The sequence below is a fragment of the Marinobacter sp. E2 genome, from assembly GCF_055755345.1.
In genome coordinates, this window is sequence record NZ_CM146911.1 from 1052216 (window position 1) to 1069013 (window position 16798).

Consider the following 16798-nt stretch of genomic DNA (forward strand, 5'->3'; position numbering starts at 1 on the left):
AACAGACGGGAAACATACCTTGCTCTATCGAATCATTACTGTCGTCGGCGGGCTGGTGTTCGTCATCATCCTGTTCGGGCTGGTCTGGTTTTTTTGCCGGAAGTTCCTGGAACACCATGGGGTGACCGATCAGGTCAAGGATCGTGCTACCGTCCTGGCTACCTGGACCTTTGCCGGTATCAGCGTGGGCCTGGTCTTCGCCGTGGTGGGTGCCCTGGTGTTGGGTCCCTGGGCCTTCTATCGGACACTCAGGGGTCACGGCGTGGACATCTCCGATGGCGTCGCCGTCTGGTGGGGGTTTGCCATTGTTCTGGCGTCACTTCTGATCACCGCACTGGGCTTTTTCGGTTTTCTGATGCTGGTCGGCGCCTACTGACCGGCTCTTTCGCCCGCCCTGTTCACGATTCTTATGATGACGCCTCGCCGGGATTTCAGGTTCCGGGAGAGCCGCTGACAGCCCGCAGTTGCTCACGAAACCAGATCAGTGCGGGCTCCCGTTCGTAGGCTTTGTGCCAGTAAAGATGCACATCGATGGAAGGCAGGTCCGCTGGCGGATCCATGATCCGGATACGGGCCCGCTCGGCAATGATACGGGCGTAGGCCTCCGGCATGGTCAGCAACAAATCGGTTTCCTCGACTACCCGGCAGGCCGCGTAGTAATGCTGGCATCTCAGCCGGATATTGCGCTGTACCCCGAGCCGGGAGAGCTCGAAATCCTCAATGCCCGGGCCTTCTGCCCGCGATGACACCAGAACATGCCTGGCAGAGAGATAGCCGTTCATGTCCAGTTTGCCCGAAGCCAGCGGGTGTCCCTCCCGGGCCAGCACCACCAAACGATCACGACGCAGTAACTCGTGGGCCGTCTGGTTGCTCACCGGTAGCAATACATCCACGGCGAAATCCAGTTTGCCCGCCGCAAGCTGCGTCTCCATCTCCCGCCGCGCGACGCGCTGACTGGCGATTTCCAGTTCCGGATAGGCGTTGAGCCGACTCATCAGGCGGGGCAGGAAGGTGGATTCAAGAATATCCCGCAGGCCCAGGTAATAGGTTTTACGCTGGGTGGCCGGGTCGAACGCGTGAAACTGATTGACCGCCCCCTGGATCTGGGTGAGGCCCGGGCGCATGGATTCCAGGAAACGACGGGCGAGAGGTGTTGGCACCATCTGGTTGCCCTGGCGGGTGAACAGTGGGTCGTTGAAATGATCCCGCAGCCTCGACAGCGAATGGCTTACCGCCGGCTGTGTCAGGTGCAGGGCCCTGGCGGCCCGCGTCAGGCTCCCCTCCCGATAGATAGTGTCGAAAACATGGAGCAGATTCAGGTCGAGGCGATTGAGGGCCATGATCGAAGTCCGTTAATCAGGTCGCTGTGAATAAGTCATGCTTATGATAAACGATAAGAAAAATTCAGTCGCGTAATACTTTGCCCATCCCCTAGACTGTTTCCAACGTGAACTTTCGTGCACCCCGGGTGCAACCGTCAGCGAGGATACGGCGATGGATTTCAATATTTCCGAAAAAGGCCAGGATTATCTGAACCGTGTAAAGCGCTTCATGAAGGAGGAGATCTATCCGATTGAAGAACAGTATCACAGGGAGCTGGCTTCTCTGGACAACCGCTGGGTAGTACTGCCGGTCATCAAGGAACTGAAGGAGAAAGCCAAGGCCCAGGGCCTGTGGAACATGTTCTTCCCGGACGACAAATACGGCTGCGGCCTGCTGAACTCCGACTACGCCCTGATTGCCGAAGAAACCGGCCGCAGCTTCATCGCCCCGGAAATCTTCAACTGCAACGCGCCGGACACCGGCAACATGGAAGTGCTGATCCACTACGGCTCTGAAGAACAGAAAGCCGAGTGGCTGCCGAAACTGCTGAGCGGCGAAATCCGCTCCGCCTTCTGCATGACCGAACCGGCCGTGGCCTCCTCCGACGCCACCAACATGGAAGCCACCGCCACCGTTGAAGGCGACGAAGTCGTGCTCAACGGCCGCAAATGGTGGAGCACCGGCATCGGCCACCCGGACTGCAAAGTTGGCATCTTCATGGGCGTAACCGACCCGGACGCCCAGAAACATCGCCGTCACTCCATGGTGCTGGTGCCGCTCGACACCCCGGGCATCACCGTTGAGCGCATGCTGCCGGTTTTCGGCGCCTACGACGAGCCCTATGGCCACGGCCAGGTACTGTTCGACAACGTACGCCTGCCCAAAAGCGCCATCATCGCCGGCCCCGGCCGCGGCTTCGAAATCGCCCAGGGCCGCCTTGGCCCGGGCCGCGTACACCACTGCATGCGCGCCATCGGCGCTGCTGAACGCACTCTGGAGATCATGATCAAACGCGCCATGACCCGCGAAGCCTTCGGCCGCCCGATCGCCAAACTAGGCGGCAACCCAGACATCATCGCCAATGCCCGAATGAACATCGAACAAGCTCGGCTTCTAACCCTGAAATGCGCCTGGGCGCTGGATACCAAGGGCATCATGGGTGCGTTGCAGGAAGTCTCCATGATCAAGGCAGTGGTGCCGAAGATGCTGCAGCAGATTGTGGACGATGCGATTCAGATTCACGGCGGTGCCGGCGTCAGCGACGATGATTTCCCGCTGACGGCGTTGTTCGGTTACGCTCGGGTTCTGAGATTAGCCGATGGCCCGGACGAGGTTCATCGGGCTATGGTGGCGCGGCTGGAGCTCCGGAAGTACAAGTCCTGATTTCGGGCTTGGGTGCTTTGGCTCTTCTGGCCTCTTGGCTCGGAGTGGGTGGCCGTTGGGGTGGCGCTTCTGAAAAGCGCTCCTTCGGCACGTCCATGTGGCGCTTGTGTTCCGCCATCCATGGCTCCACAAATTTTCAGAAGCCCCACCCCAACGGCCCCCTCTTCAATATTGGTGATAGGCTGCGAATAACAGAATCTGGAACAGCTTACTGAAGGGTATGGGAGTTGGCACCAGAAGGTACTTTCCAAAAATTTCGGAGGCCATGGATGGCCGGAGAGAAGCGCACATGGATGTGCTCGTAGCGGTTTTTGGAAAGTACCTTCTGGTGCCAACTCTTGCGCCCAATCACAAGAACAGGAACTCCAAAACATAACGGAGAGAAACAACGATGACACAACGGGTATTCATAACCGGCGGGGCCAGTGGCCTGGGCCGGGCGATTGCATTGCGGTATGCCAAAGAGGGCGCGAAAGTCTGCATCGGGGACATCAACCCGGAACAGGGTGTAGCCGTTGAGGCAGAACTGAACAACGCCGGTGGCGAAGGCTACTTTGTTGAATGTGATGTACGCCGCCTGAGCGACTTCGAGAAAGTCCGTGATGACCTGGTGCAGAAATGGGGTGGTGTGGACGTGGTCGTCAACAACGCCGGCGTCCTCTCCGCAGGCTCCATCGAAGACACCACCATGGCAGACTGGGAATGGATCCTCGACATCAACGTACTGGGCGTAGTGCGTGGCTGCAAAGCCTTCACCCCGCTGTTCAAGGAACAAGGCTCCGGCGCGTTTGTGAACGTAGCCTCCATGGCCGGCCTCATGCTTGCTCCCTTGATGGACAGCTACAATGTGTCTAAAGCCGGCGTGATTGCCCTTTCGGAAACCCTCAGCCAGGAGCTTCGGGGTGCCGGTATTCATGTCAGCTGCGTGTGCCCGGCGGTTTTTCAGACCAATCTGACCAGTACCATGCGTTCGGACATTCCCGGTATCCAGCAGAACGTGAGCAAGCTGATGAAGCGCTCCAGCATTACCGCCGAAGACGTGGCCGAGGATATTTTCCGCAGTGTGAAAGACAAGGATTTCTGGGTGCTGCCCCACGCCAAGGAGCGCCGTATGTGGGTGCTCAAGCGCCATGCGCCCTGGGCGTTTGACTGGCTGATGCACCAGGAAACCAAACGCTGGATGAGCAAGATGGGTGGCAAGGCGAACGCCTGAACACATCACAGGAGAAATTGAATGACACAGATCGACCAGGCCGTAGACATCCGCGAAGGCGAGGAGCTGGATGTTGGTGCTGTTGACCGGTTCATGAAGCAGGCCATTCCGGGCCTGGAAGGCCAGCCGAGCATCAAGCAGTACCCGGGCGGTGCGTCCAACCTGACCTATCAGGTGGATTACGGCGACCAGTCCTACGTGCTGCGCCGGCCGCCGTTCGGCAAGATTGCCAAGTCTGCCCACGACATGCTGCGGGAATGCCGTGAGGCATTAAGGATGTGCCAGCTAGATTTGGTTTTTTGAACAGCTGACTAGAGAGTATGGGAGCTGATGCCGGGTAAGGCCTTCCAAAACTGTGCGGAGCCATGGATGGCGGAGCTCAAGCGTCACATGGACGTGCCGAAGGAGCGTGTTTTGGAAGGCCTTACCCGGTAGCAGCTCTTACTCCAAAGCAAAAAGAACGCGAACTCCAAAATATAAAACGAACTCAAACGTAAAAACGGTGAGCACGAACATGACACAGAGGGTATTCATAACCGGCGGGGCCAGTGGCCTGGGCCGGGCGATTGCATTGCGGTACGCCAAAGAGGGCGCGAAAGTCTGCATCGGGGACATCAACCCGGAACAGGGCGTGGCCGTTGAGGCGGAATTGAACAACGCCGGTGGCGAAGGTTACTTTGTTGAGTGTGACGTACGCCGCCTGAGCGACTTCGAGAAAGTCCGTGATGACCTGGTACAGAAATGGGGCGGTGTGGACGTGGTCGTCAACAACGCCGGCGTCGCCTCCGCAGGCTCCATCGAAGACACCACCATGGCAGACTGGGAATGGATCCTCGACATCAACGTACTGGGCGTTGTCCGTGGCTGCAAAGCCTTCACCCCGCTGTTCAAGGAACAAGGCTCCGGCGCGTTTGTGAACGTAGCCTCCATGGCCGGGCTCATGCTTGCCCCCTTGATGGACAGCTACAATGTCTCCAAGGCCGGAGTCATTGCTCTGTCTGAAACTCTCAGCCAGGAGCTGCGGGATGCCGGTATTCATGTCAGCTGCGTGTGCCCGGCGTTTTTCCAGACCAATCTGACCAGCACCATGCGTTCGGACATTCCCGGTATCCAGCAGAACGTCAACAAGCTGATGAAGCGCTCCAGCATTACCGCCGAAGACGTGGCCGAGGATATCTTCCGCAGTGTGAAAGACAAAGACTTCTGGGTACTGCCCCACGCCAAGGAGCGCCGCATGTGGATGCTCAAGCGCCACGCTCCCTGGGCGTTCGACTGGCTGATGCATCAGGAGAGCAAGCGCTGGATGAGCAAGATGGGCGGCAGCAAGGCCTGAGGGCGGCTGTCTGAGATCGACGATTCAAGAGGAGAGTCCTGAATGACCCAGATCGACCAGGCCGTGGACATCCGCGAGGGCGAGGAACTGGACACCAGCGCGGTGGACCGCTTCATGAAGCAGGCCATTCCGGATTTGCAGGGCGAGCCGGAGATTCGCCAGTACCCCGGTGGTGCTTCCAACCTGACCTATCAGGTGGATTACGGCGACCGTTCTTTTGTCCTGCGCCGGCCGCCTTTTGGCAAGATTGCCAAGTCGGCCCACGACATGCTGCGCGAGGCACGGGTGATGCAGGCCCTGAAGCCGGTTTATCCCTACGTGCCCGATATCATCGCCATCTGTGACGATCACGACGCGCTCGGCTGTGATTTCTATGTGATGGAGCGGCTGAAGGGCATTATCCTGCGCCAGGATTTCCCCAAAGGGTTTGAGCTGAGCGAGGCCGACACCCGCAAGCTGTGCCTGAACGTGATCGACAAGCTGGTGGACCTGCACCGGGTGGATGCCAGGGCGGCCGGCCTGGACAAGCTGGGCAAGGGCGAGGGTTACGTGCAGCGCCAGATCGGCGGCTGGAGCGATCGCTTCCGCAAGGCCCGCACCGATGACGTCGGCGACTTCGAGCAGGTGATGGCGTGGCTCAACGACAAGATGCCGACTGACATCGCACAGGTGGTGATCCACAACGATTTCCGCTTCGACAACGTGGTGCTGAACCCGGACAACCCGTTCGAGGTGGTGGGCGTACTGGATTGGGAGATGGCCACCATCGGCGACCCGCTGATGGATCTGGGCAACAGCCTGGCCTACTGGATCGAGGCGGACGACGAGGGCCCGTTCCAGATGCTGCGCAGGCAGCCCACGCACCGTCCGGGCATGCTTACCCGCAAGGAGGTGGTGGAGTACTACATGGAGCAGTCCGGCTTCCGGGCTGATAATTTCGATTTCTACGAGATCTACGGTCTGTTCCGGCTGGCGGTGATTATCCAGCAGATCTACTACCGCTATTACCATGGCCAGACCAAAGACAAGCGCTTCGCAGCCTTTGGCCACGCCGCCAATTACCTGGAAAAGCGCTGCCAGCGCCTGATCGCAGAGAGCAGCCTGTAATGGCCACGATCTACCTCGTGCGCCATGGCCAGGCCAGTTTTGGCAAGGAGAACTACGATCAGCTTTCGCCCAGGGGCTGGGAGCAGGGCCGGGTGCTGGGCCGCTGGCTAGCCGGCAAGGTGCAGCCAGCGGCGGTGTTCGGTGGTGATCTGGAGCGGCACCGGGAAACCGTGGAGGCCATTGCCACCGGCTACGGAAGTGCCCTGCCGGATATGCAGGTGGCGCCGGGCTTCAACGAGTTCGACCACACAGCCGTAGTGGAAAGGTATCGGCCCGAGTGGAGTGATCGCGCAGTGATGGCGCGGGACCTTCAGGCATTTCCGAAGCCGGCCAGGGCTTTTCAGGAGGCCTTTGTGCATGCCGTCCAGCGCTGGGCTTCCGGCGAGTACGACCACGACTATGACGAAAGCTGGCCCGAGTTCAAAGCCCGGGTGCTGGCCGCCTTTGGCGAGATGATCGAGTACGCCGACGGCGGCGATGTACTGGTGGCCACGTCCGGTGGGCCGATTTCGGTGATCGCCCAGTCCCTCCTCGGGCTCACCGACAGCAAGGCCCTGGCCCTGAATGAAGTCATTGCCAACACCAGCGTGTCTCGGGTGCTTTACTCGGGCTCCCGGCGCAACCTGGCCGTTTTCAACAATTACAGCCACCTGGAAGCGGAAGACCCCGCCCTGGTGACATTCCGATAGTGAATTGAGGTGAACGAATGAGCAGCAAGAACCTGTTTGATCTGACCGGCAAGGTTGCACTGATTACCGGTGCCAGCCGTGGCATCGGCGAGAGCATTGCCCGCACCCTGGCCGAGTATGGTGCCCATGTGATTGTCAGCAGCCGCAAGATCGACGGCTGTGAAGCCGTGGCCAGCAGCATCCGTGATGCTGGAGGCAGCGCCGAAGCCTATGCCTGCCACATCGGCGAAATGGATCAGATCGACAGCATCTGGGCCCACATTGAACAGACCCACGGCAAGCTGGACATCCTGGTGAATAACGCCGCCGCCAACCCCTACTTCGGGCCAGTGGAAGACACCGACCTGGGCGCGTTCAACAAGACCGTGGATGTGAACATCCGTGGCTACTTCTTCATGTGCGCCCGGGGCGCCCAGATGATGAAGAAAGCCGGTGGTGGCTCGATCGTCAACGTGGCGTCGGTGAACGGCGTGAACCCTGGCCATTACCAGGGCATTTACTCGGTCACCAAGGCGGCGGTGATCTCCATGACCAAGTCCTTTGCCATGGAGCTGGGCCAGCAGAAAATTCGGGTAAATGCGCTCTTGCCAGGCCTTACCGACACCAAGTTCGCCAGTGCCCTGACCACCAACGAAGCCATCAAGAAGCAGGCCATGGCCCACATTCCCATGAAGCGGGTGGCGGACCCGAGTGAAATGGCTGGTACCGTGCTGTACCTGGTGTCTGAGGCGTCCAGCTACACCACCGGCGCCTGCATCAACGCCGACGGTGGCTACCTGACGGTTTGACCGTCCTTGCCTGTGGCCCCGGCGTTTTCCCGGGGCCCGGTTGAATCCCGGTCAGGCCGGCTCGCACTCCAGAACCGCGAAGTCGCTTTTCAGCTCCGTGGTCCGATCCTGCAGGTGGGCCAGCGTGGCGGTATTGCCGGCACGAATCAGGTCGTGCATCAAACTGGCCATGGCCACGCGGCTCTCCGCCATCATCGCTTCGTACGCCTCGCCACGGGCCTTTTCGGAGTTCACGATGAGCTGCCGGAGGCGCTCGCGAAAATCCGGCTGATCCCGCTCTTCCAGTAGCGCCAGCAACGCCTGTTGCCAGTTCCTCCGACCTTCGAGCCAGATTTCGGTCTGGGCGCCGCGGTTTTCAGACCACTCCTCTACGATCTGACGTTGCTCGGCATTCAGGCTCCCCAGCCAGCGTTCAACGCGCTCGGTGGTTCGCTCGGCCCGGGCTTCGGCGGTGGCTGCGCGGGTGTCCGCAAGGTATTCCTCCTCCCGTTCCCGCTGGCCCCGTTCCATGTTCTCTGCCAGTTCCCGAACCTGCTCATCGCTCAGGCTTGCCAGGAGGTTGGCGGCCACCGGTGTGGCACGCTCAAGCAGGGGCGGGAAAAAGCCGAACAGTTGCGCCTGATGGCGGGTAACGTCAGAACGGCTGGGAACGCCCGCGGCTACGTCGGCCTGTAGCTCGCCGAGCCAGTCCTGGTAACGCGGCAGCTCGGCGCTGCAATGCCACTGGCGCAGATTCTCCAGATCGTCGTTAAGCCGCTGCTTTTGTGGTTCGGTCAGGGAAATATAGTCCTCCACCCACCACATAATGCCCCAGTCTGCGTAACGGTAGGCGAGCTTGGTGGAGCTGCATCCGGCGGCCAGAGCCGCCACGAGGATCAGTAGCAGACAGATTCTGGCGTGGTGCCTTCGTTGGTCATTGTGGAAATCCATATCGCACCTGGCTTGGCAAAAAGGCGTATCGATAAAAGATCGCAAGCTCATTACCATAAAGGGCCTGCCCATTCACTATACGCCACAGGCAGAACGTCAGATCCAGCTTTCCGCTCTGCATTGAGACCAGGAGACGCCATGAGCCGAATCAAACTTTCCCGTATCCGTCCGTTGGTCTTTGGTTTTTACATGTCCGGCATCATGTCGTTGTTGATGTCCGGTGTGATCACCGTCATCAACACCGGTCTGGAGGGCAACTTTGTAGGGCGTTGGATGGCGGCCTTCCTCGTGGCCTGGGTAGTGGCATTTCCGCTGGTCACGTTCATCGCGCCGCTTGCCGGCAAGCTCACGGCACTGACATTGCGACGGTTCGACAACGAGCAGACGCCCGTAAACTGATTACCAGAAACACCGCTGCGGATAGTCTGATGCCACGAGTGTTCGCAGAAGGGCGCTGGCTATTGGATACTGGTCTTCGAATCGCCGCCGGGCGCCCGCGAGATCGCAGTGCCTGTTGGCGGTCGGAAGTGCAGGGAGTAGAGAACCCGGTCCAGCACGGCCTGGCCGTTCCAGGCCGGATCGTTGTTGACCATGCCTACCACCGCCCAGGTGGTGTGGTTGGCGTCCCGCGTAAAGCCGGCAATGGAGCGCACGTTCTCCAGGTAGCCGGTTTTGATGCGTCCTTCGCCGTCCATGCCGGTGTTGCGAAGGCGGCGGGCCATGGTTCCGTCGGTGGCAATGATGGGCATGGACGCCATCAGATCCGCTGAGTACGGGCTGTTCCAGGCGTGCTGGAGGATCCGGGCGCCCTGGCGCGCGGTGATCCGGCCGTGGCGGGTGAGGCCGGCGCCGTTGTCGATAACCATGCCTGCGGTGTCGATGCCTTTCTTTTCAAGCCAGTCGTAGATCACCCGGATACCGGCCACCCGGTCGTCGTCTTCGTCTTCCTGCCGGTTCTCCGCCCCTATGGTCAGCAGGAGTTGGCGGGCCATGACGTTGCTGCTCCATTTGTTGATGTCCCGCACCATGGTGACCAAATCCGGTGACGTGGTTTTCATGACCAGTCGCGCCTCCTCCGGTGTCTCCGCGTTCACGTGGGAGCCCGAGAGGGTAACGCCGACATCGGCCAGCACGGAGCGGATCAGCGAGGCGCTGTATCGATCCTGGGGCAGCAGCGACAGGTATGTGGTGGATCGGCATCCGCGAGGCAGTTCACCGGTCACCCTCACGGTCACCCGATTGTCATCGTGGAAGATTGGCTGCCACTCGAAGCTCCTTCGAGCGGGGCAGGGGCCTTCCGCAGTAGCAATTACCCGGTTGTCGATCACAACGTCGTTCAGGGCTGGCGTGCTCCAGGCCTGGGTGCCACGCTCGTCGGCCCGAACCTGGAAGTGCAGGAGGTTCAGGTTGGTCAGATAGGCTGATGGCTCCACCAGGAAGGGGGCGTGGGGATTGTCGCCGTTGTCCTCGAATTCCGGGAAGCCACCATCAATTTCGAAGTAGCTGCCGTCCAGTACCAGGTCGCCCTCGATACGGGTAATGCCCATGCTGCGCAATTCGCTGAGCGTGCTCCACAGCCGTTCGATCGTGAGCTTGGGATCGCCCCCGAAGCGCACGTAAAGGTTGCCCTCAAGTGTGTCGCCCACCATCACGCCGTCGGTCAGGAAATCGGTGTCCCAGTGGTGATTCGGGCCCAGGATTTCCAGGGCGGCATAGGTGGTGACGAGTTTCATGATGGAGCCGGGGCTCATCAGCGCGTCGGCATTGATGTACTGCTCGATGCCCGGACCGTTGAGAGGAATGGCCGCCACGCTCATGGCTTCGTCACTCTGTAGGGACTCAAGAGCGTACGACCGCACCTGGTTGCTCCAAAGGCTCTTGCCGGAGTAGCCGGATTCGGCTTCGTCGGCCGCCGCTGCCGACGGCAGCACCAGCATGGCGACGGCGGCGCTCAGGGCAATCGCAAAGCGTCCCCGTTCGCTGGCTGGTTTTCCTGCACTGCCAGAGTGTCGCAACCCCGGAATTATCATAGCGGCCATCCGATGAAATCGTTATGCCTGAACAATAGCCTATCCTGGCGGTTTGTACTATGCAGAAAACCTCTACATGACGTTAAAAAATGGCAGTAGTGTCGTTGTTTGTATTGGATTTTTGTGACGCACTGTAAGCACCCTTAGGAATCATGGGGTTAGGTGGGCAAAGTGTAACGTTTCGGATGTCAATGACTTTGGCGGGCGGATTTTTGCCCGATTTGCCGGCATTTGAGTCATGGATTCTGACAGCAAATCGGCGTTTCCTTACAAGTGGGTCACCGGCAATCGCAACAACAAAAAAGGAACGACACCATGATCGGAATACCATTGGGCCTGTTCACCGCCAATGCGGTGGAATGGGTGTTTCACAAGCATGTGTTGCACAATAGGGGACGGAACCGCGAGAGCTTCTGGTCGTTCCACTGGCATGATCACCATCGCAACGTGCGCCGTAACGGGTTCCTGGATGAGGATTACCGGGATGCCCCTATCGCCTGGAATGCGCAGACCAAGGAAGTCGCTGCGCTGGTAGCCGGTGCCGCGGCGGTCACGCCATTGTTACCCGTAGCGCCATTTTTCGTGGGCACGCTCTATTACAGCGCGTGGAATTATTACCGCGTACACAAGCGCTCCCATCTGGATCCGGAGTGGGCCAGGCAACATCTGCCCTGGCACTACGATCACCACATGGGGCCGAACCCGAATGCCAACTGGTGTGTCACCCGGCCCTGGTTTGACCATATCATGGGCACCCGCGAACCCATGGAAAGCCGACAGATTGCGTGAACTCGACGCAATTCCAATCCCCAACAGAAGGTCGTTCAATGTCCAACATGCTTTCTCACAATGTACAGGTTCTCGGCTCGGTCGCCACGTCGTCGCTCACCGCGTGGCGTGGGTGCCTTGTGGTCAGGCCGGTGCCTCAGCCGGACAAGCCGATCGTGCTCTACGACATGGAGGGTTGCCCGTACTGCCGCCGGGTTCGTGAGGCACTTACCGCCCTGAATCTGGATGTGGAGATCCGACCCTGCCCGAAAGGCGGCACGGTGTTCCGGGCCCAGGCCGAGGCCCTGGGTGGTCGCCAGCAGTTCCCGTTGCTGGCGGATCAGAATACCGGCACCGTGATGTATGAATCGGAGGAGATCATTGAGTATCTGTTCCGGCAATACGCCGGGCGGTCTGTGCCAACCTACTACCGTCGCCGGGTCTGGCAGCCGGTTCTGGGGTCCTTTGCGTCGGTGGCCAGTGCCATGAGGGGCCTGCGGGTCAGTCCGGGCAAGCGGCCAGAGCAGCCCTTGCATCTCTGGAGTTTCGAGGGCAGTCCGTTCTCACGTCTGGTCCGGGAGCGGCTGTGTGAGCTGGAGGTTCCCTACACCCTGCATAATCTGGGAAAGGAGCACTGGACGGAGATCGGGCCGGCCAAACAGCGCATCAAGCCGGGGCCTTATAAGCCGATTCCTGGCGGCAAACGGGATGCGTTCTTCCAGAAGCATCAGCGGGTGCAGGTGCCGTATCTGGAGGATCCCAATACCGGGCAGGGCCTGTTTGAGTCGTCCCGGATTCTCAGGTATCTGGATTCTGAGTACGGGAACTGATCTTCGCTGAGGACTGTCACCCTGGGGGAGTCGTTCGTGCGGGTCATCCCTTTGACAGACACGCCGTAAATACATCCATGTAGGCTCGGTCGGGCCATCCCTGGCCCTCTACGGTCTGTCAAAGGGATGACCCGCACGGACTTGTCGCACCTTGTGCTATTCGCACTGCATTCATCGTCAGTGGGAGGAGACACGGTATGTCGCACCGTATCAGTCGAAGGATGTTCCTTATCGGTTCCAGCGTGGCTGGGCTGGCCCTAAAATCACCCGTGTTGTTTGCGAACCCTCCGAAGACTCCCTCGTCTTCTCCCATCACCCGCCCGATTCCGGGCACCTCCGAAACCATTCCCGCCATTGGTATGGGCACCTGGATCACCTTCAACGTCGGCGGCGATCAGCAGTTGATTGCGCAGCGTACCGAGGTTCTGAAAACCTTTTTCGAGCTGGGTGGTACCGTGGTGGACAGCTCGCCCATGTATGGCAGCTCTCCGGATGTGCTGGGTAAGGCGCTGGATGCCCTCGATGCCCATGACCGCGTGTTTTCGGCCACCAAGATCTGGACCGGCGATGAATCGGAAACCCGCGAGGAGGCCGCCCGGTCGGAGCGGCGTTGGGGAGTCGACCGGTTCGATCTGTTGCAGGTGCATAATCTGCTGGGCTGGCAAGGGCATCTGGAAACCCTGAAGCAGATGAAGGCGGAGGGCGAGGTACGCTACATCGGTATTACTACTTCCCATGGTCGGCGGCACCGGGAATTTGAGCAGATCATGGAGCGTGAGCCGCTGGATTTCGTGCAGTTGACCTACAACGTGCTGGACCGTGAGGCCGAGGACCGGTTGCTGCCGTTGGCCGCCGAGCGAGGTATCGGGGTGATTGTGAACCGGCCCTTCCAGGGCGGGTCGCTGTTTCGCCGGTTTCAGTCGGAGCCGTTGCCGGATTGGGCAGAGGAAGTTGGTGCGCGTAACTGGGCGGAGTTCTTCCTCAAGTTCATCATTGCGCATCCGGCGGTCACCTGCGCCATTCCCGCCACCAGCCAGGTGGAGCACATGCGCGAGAATATGGGCGCTCTCTACGGTGTTTTGCCCGACAGCCGGCAGCGCCAGCGTATGGCGGATTATGTGAGGTCGCTGTGAGCGGTGCCGACTGGCTCAGTTACTCTCTGCAGGATTTCGTGATGTTCGGGCCGCAGGTTTTCCTGAGGCTGTTTGTCCGTATCAACGACGATCTCTGGCCCTGGCAGATTCTGGGCGTGGCGGCCTCGCTGCTAATTCCGTTTCTGGTGGTCAGCAACCATTTACTTCGCCGGAAACTGGGTCTTTTCCTGATCGGGCTGGCCTGGATGAGCAGCGGCTTCGGTTTTCTGGTGGGCTATTTTGGCCCTATTAACTGGCCAGCCACCTGGTTCGGGTGGGCGTTTGTGGGGCAGGGCGCTTTTCTGCTGTTAGCTGTTTTGCGTGGTGCGCTACCTGCCCGACCGGTGTCGCGGCCGCCTTTGCTGATACTTTGGTTCCTGGCGGTTCTGGCTTTGCCCTGGCTGGTGGTTGGCGAGTCGGGAAGCTGGCAGTCAGTTGCGGTTTTCGGTGTTGGGCCCTGGGTGACGGCCGCCGCGGGTGGATTGGCAGTCCCGCTGCTTGCCGGCGTCTGGCGCTGGCTGTATCTGATCATTCCCCTGGTCTGGGCGCTGGCCAGTGGCGCCATGTTCTGGGCGCTCGCCACGTCTTGGCTGTTGGCGCTGCCAGCGGCAACCCTGATGCTGCTGGCAGCGGGCCTATGGCTCAGTCCCAGGCCGGCGCAAAGTCAGGGTTAGCGATCCTGTCATTGCGGTCCAGGGCGTCAATCGCCTCGATTTCCTCGTCGCTCAGTTTGATTTTCAGGGCATCCAGGTTGGCTTTCTGGTGCTCTGATCGGGTTGACGAGGGGATGGGCACCACACCCCGGGACACCACCCAGGCAATGGCAATCTGAGCCGGTGTGGCGTTTCGCTCCCTGGCAATCCGCTGGAGGGTTTCGTCTTCCATCACCTTGCCAACGGCCAGCGGCATGTAACCGGTCACCTTGATGCCCAGTTTGCGGGCGTGCTCAACCACCTGGCGATTGGCCAGAAACGGATGTACTTCCACCTGGTTGGTGAAGATAGGCGTGTCGCCCAGAATCTCCCGGGCCTGATCCATCTGGGCGCAGGTGAAGTTGGATATGCCGATGTGGTCGGTCAGGCCTTCCCGCTGGGCGTCTCGCAGAGCATTGAGATATTCGGCCATGGGCACTTCGTCGCCCGGCGAGGGCCAGTGGATAAGTGCCAGGTCCACGTGGTCGGTCTTCAGTCTGGCCAGGCTGTCGTGCAGGCTGTTGATCAGATCGCTGGCGTGCAGCTGGTCAAACCAGATCTTGGTGGTGAGGAAGATTTCGCGTCGGGGTATGCCGCTGGAGGTGATGCCATCACCCACTTCCGCTTCGTTCTCATACATCTGGGCAGTGTCTATGTGACGATAACCGAGAGACAGAGCGCTTTTTACGGCGTCACGGGCGTCGTTCCCCTTGAGACGGAACGTGCCCATTCCTATTTTGGGAAGGTCGCTGAATGACATTCTGTCCTCCTTTGCAAAGAATGGCGAGTCGGCCATGTGGACTGAGTGTAAAGTGGTGCCACTGCTCTGGTTCTTCAAGTGCCCGGCCGGTATCATCGGCGCCGGACTTTCACAACCGCGAGTACGAGAGGGCTTCCATGTATACCGGCGAATGCCTCTGTGGCGATATCCGTTTCGAATACGACGGTCCGCTGGGCCCCGTGGCGCTCTGCCATTGCAGCCAGTGCAGGCGCGCCCATGGCAGTGCCTTTTCTGCCAGTGCCCCGGTGCAGAAGGTACGGTTCCGCTTTGTTTCCGGTGAAGATCGGTTATCGGAGTTCGAATCGCGGCCCGGAAAATATCGCGGTTTCTGCAGTCGCTGTGGCAGCCAGCTGTATAGCCGGGTCGACGCCATTCCCGGCATTCTGCGGCTGCGGGTCGGCTGCATTAATGAGCCCCTCGAACGGGGCCCCGCACAGCACGTCTATGTGGGTTCGAAAGCCGACTGGTTCGAGATCACCGACAACCTGCCGCAATTCGAAAAAACCGAGCGAACGAACGACCCTCACTGAGCCGGCAGCATCCGGTATACCTTGCCCCGGGGCGAATCCGTCAGCAGCCACAGGGCGCCGTCTGGCCCCATGCGAACATCCCGTATCCGCTCGCCCAGGTCGGTCAGCAGATCCTCTTCCTCTATCACCTGGCCGTCCCGGATGGTCAACCGCACCAGCTTTCGCATCTTGAGAGCGCCGACAAACAGATCCCCGCGCCACTGGGGGAACAGGTCGCCGGTGTAGAACGCCATTCCTGAAGGGGCAATCGATGGGTCCCAGTAGTGCAGTGGCTGGGCCATTCCGGGCCTTGCGGTGTCATCGGTGATCGGCAGGCCGGAATAGTCGATGCCGTAAGTAATCTCCGGCCAGCCGTAGTTGGTACCCGCCCTCAGGATATTGATCTCGTCGCCACCTCTGGGACCGTGCTCGTGGGTCCAGATAGTGCCGGTGTCCGGGTGGATGGTCATGCCCTGGATGTTGCGGTTGCCGTAGGTGAACAGGGTGTCCTGGGCGCCCGCCTTGTCGAGGAACGGATTGCCCGGGGCAGGCGCGCCGGTGGTGGTGATGCGATGCACACCACCGGCGTCGTCGCTCAGGTCCTGGGCACGGTCCATGTCGCCGCGGTCGCCCACGGACACGTAGAGGTTGCCGTCGCGGTCGAATTCCATGCGCCCGGCGAAGTGCCGGCTTGTTCCGGAGCGCGGCAGAGCCTCGAAGATAACCTCAACCTTGTTCAGACGGTTGCCGTCCAGGATGGCACGGGCCACCCGGGTGGTCATGCCCTCCGGGGCGCGGTGGGCATAGCTGAGAAACAGGGTGTTGTTGCGCTCGAATTGCGGATGGAGCAGCACGTCCAGCAACCCGCCCTGGCCGGAGACGACCAGTTCCGGCAAGCCCTCAATCGGAGCTTCCAGCAGCGAACCGTTGCGAATAAGCCTCAATCGGCCTTCACGCTCGGTCACCAATTTATCGCCGTTCGGCAGGAAAGCGAGGCTCCAGGGGTGCGCCAGGTAGTCGGCCACAGTCTCCAGCCTGAAATTGGCCTTTTCAGACGAAAACTGCATGTCTGCCCTGGCTGCCATGGTTGAGAAAACCAGTAGGCTGGCAAGCAGTATCTTGGGGATGACGCGCATGGGAGCCTCCGTTTCTGGGGTCACCGGACACCGGAATGATACCTGAGGATAGCAGCTGATGGCGGCTCTGCCGTTTGTCAGTCGCACCGAGTATATAGGTGGGCGATGTCAGCCTGGATCATTGGTTTATATTGCAAATGAGAATCAATGCTA

General features: G+C 60.0%; 18 protein-coding genes and 1 pseudogene. 14 read left to right on the forward strand and 5 right to left on the reverse strand.

Features of this window, described 5'->3' with window-relative positions; translation table 11 throughout:
• The first annotated feature begins 19 nt into the window (after positions 1-19).
• Positions 20-376 carry a hypothetical protein gene (locus AC0J1C_RS04765; protein WP_375193034.1) on the forward strand — a complete coding sequence of 119 codons (357 nt, stop codon included), beginning with the start codon at positions 20-22 and terminating at the stop codon, positions 374-376.
• 55 nt (positions 377-431) lie between these two features.
• On the opposite strand, the gene AC0J1C_RS04770 is transcribed toward AC0J1C_RS04765, so the two are convergent.
• Complete coding sequence (locus tag AC0J1C_RS04770; RefSeq protein ID WP_473045810.1) at positions 432-1340, reverse strand: LysR family transcriptional regulator; 909 nt, start codon at positions 1338-1340, stop codon at positions 432-434.
• 154 nt (positions 1341-1494) lie between these two features.
• Between AC0J1C_RS04770 and AC0J1C_RS04775 the strand changes: the two genes are divergently transcribed.
• From AC0J1C_RS04775 to AC0J1C_RS04805, 7 genes and pseudogenes are all read left to right on the forward strand, one after another.
• Entirely contained in the window at positions 1495-2706 is a 1212-nt protein-coding gene (locus AC0J1C_RS04775) for an acyl-CoA dehydrogenase family protein (RefSeq protein WP_473045811.1), read from the forward strand.
• Positions 2707-3097: 391 nt separating this feature from the next.
• Positions 3098-3919 carry an SDR family oxidoreductase gene (locus AC0J1C_RS04780; RefSeq protein ID WP_288589772.1) on the forward strand — a complete coding sequence of 274 codons (822 nt, stop codon included), beginning with the start codon at positions 3098-3100 and terminating at the stop codon, positions 3917-3919.
• Between the two features lie 21 nt (positions 3920-3940).
• Positions 3941-4183, forward strand: a pseudogene (locus AC0J1C_RS04785) (phosphotransferase family protein); the annotation flags it as partial.
• A gap of 250 nt (positions 4184-4433) precedes the next feature.
• On the forward strand, positions 4434-5252 hold the full coding sequence (locus AC0J1C_RS04790) for an SDR family oxidoreductase (protein ID WP_473045812.1): 819 nt from the start codon (positions 4434-4436) through the stop codon (positions 5250-5252).
• Positions 5253-5294: 42 nt separating this feature from the next.
• Entirely contained in the window at positions 5295-6359 is a 1065-nt protein-coding gene (locus tag AC0J1C_RS04795) for a phosphotransferase family protein (protein ID WP_473045814.1), read from the forward strand.
• Positions 6359-7048 (forward strand): histidine phosphatase family protein, encoded by a 690-nt coding sequence (locus tag AC0J1C_RS04800; RefSeq protein WP_375192972.1) that lies wholly within the window; start codon positions 6359-6361, stop codon positions 7046-7048. The genes AC0J1C_RS04795 and AC0J1C_RS04800 overlap by 1 nt, the downstream gene beginning before the upstream one ends.
• A 17-nt stretch (positions 7049-7065) precedes the next feature.
• The gene (locus AC0J1C_RS04805) at positions 7066-7836 is read left to right on the forward strand and encodes an SDR family oxidoreductase (protein WP_473045816.1); all 771 of its coding nucleotides are present in this window, start codon (positions 7066-7068) and stop codon (positions 7834-7836) included.
• Positions 7837-7887: 51 nt separating this feature from the next.
• On the opposite strand, the gene AC0J1C_RS04810 is transcribed toward AC0J1C_RS04805, so the two are convergent.
• Positions 7888-8766, reverse strand: a complete 879-nt coding sequence (locus AC0J1C_RS04810) for a DUF6279 family lipoprotein (RefSeq protein ID WP_473045817.1) — start codon at positions 8764-8766, stop codon at positions 7888-7890.
• 138 nt (positions 8767-8904) lie between these two features.
• Here AC0J1C_RS04810 and AC0J1C_RS04815 point away from each other — a divergent pair, with 138 nt between their 5' ends.
• Positions 8905-9165: a DUF2798 domain-containing protein gene (locus tag AC0J1C_RS04815; protein WP_473045818.1), complete on the forward strand. Its 261-nt coding sequence runs from the start codon at positions 8905-8907 to the stop codon at positions 9163-9165.
• Positions 9166-9224: 59 nt separating this feature from the next.
• Here the strand turns inward: AC0J1C_RS04815 and dacB are convergent, their stop codons facing one another.
• The gene (gene dacB, locus AC0J1C_RS04820; RefSeq protein ID WP_473046502.1) at positions 9225-10796 is read right to left on the reverse strand and encodes a D-alanyl-D-alanine carboxypeptidase/D-alanyl-D-alanine endopeptidase; all 1572 of its coding nucleotides are present in this window, start codon (positions 10794-10796) and stop codon (positions 9225-9227) included.
• A 315-nt stretch (positions 10797-11111) separates the two neighbouring features.
• Between dacB and AC0J1C_RS04825 the strand changes: the two genes are divergently transcribed.
• The 4 genes from AC0J1C_RS04825 to AC0J1C_RS04840 all read left to right on the forward strand — a co-directional run bounded on the left by AC0J1C_RS04825 (position 11112) and on the right by AC0J1C_RS04840 (position 14201).
• Complete coding sequence (locus AC0J1C_RS04825; RefSeq protein WP_473045819.1) at positions 11112-11585, forward strand: hypothetical protein; 474 nt, start codon at positions 11112-11114, stop codon at positions 11583-11585.
• Between the two features lie 38 nt (positions 11586-11623).
• Positions 11624-12394 (forward strand): glutathione S-transferase N-terminal domain-containing protein, encoded by a 771-nt coding sequence (locus AC0J1C_RS04830; RefSeq protein WP_473045820.1) that lies wholly within the window; start codon positions 11624-11626, stop codon positions 12392-12394.
• A 197-nt stretch (positions 12395-12591) separates the two neighbouring features.
• Positions 12592-13527 (forward strand): aldo/keto reductase, encoded by a 936-nt coding sequence (locus AC0J1C_RS04835; protein WP_473045822.1) that lies wholly within the window; start codon positions 12592-12594, stop codon positions 13525-13527.
• A complete protein-coding gene (locus AC0J1C_RS04840; protein ID WP_473045824.1) occupies positions 13524-14201 on the forward strand; it encodes a hypothetical protein in 678 nt (225 codons plus the stop codon). The genes AC0J1C_RS04835 and AC0J1C_RS04840 overlap by 4 nt, the downstream gene beginning before the upstream one ends.
• Here the strand turns inward: AC0J1C_RS04840 and dkgB are convergent.
• Entirely contained in the window at positions 14170-14979 is an 810-nt protein-coding gene (gene dkgB / locus AC0J1C_RS04845; protein WP_091991427.1) for a 2,5-didehydrogluconate reductase DkgB, read from the reverse strand. The two genes, AC0J1C_RS04840 and dkgB, sit on opposite strands and share 32 nt — an antisense overlap.
• A gap of 137 nt (positions 14980-15116) precedes the next feature.
• On the opposite strand from dkgB, the gene AC0J1C_RS04850 reads away from it, so the two are divergent.
• Complete coding sequence (locus AC0J1C_RS04850; protein ID WP_375192962.1) at positions 15117-15530, forward strand: GFA family protein; 414 nt, start codon at positions 15117-15119, stop codon at positions 15528-15530.
• On the opposite strand, the gene AC0J1C_RS04855 is transcribed toward AC0J1C_RS04850, so the two are convergent.
• The gene (locus tag AC0J1C_RS04855) at positions 15524-16645 is read right to left on the reverse strand and encodes a PQQ-dependent sugar dehydrogenase (protein WP_473045825.1); all 1122 of its coding nucleotides are present in this window, start codon (positions 16643-16645) and stop codon (positions 15524-15526) included. The genes AC0J1C_RS04850 and AC0J1C_RS04855 overlap by 7 nt on opposite strands.
• Positions 16646-16798 lie beyond the last annotated feature (153 nt).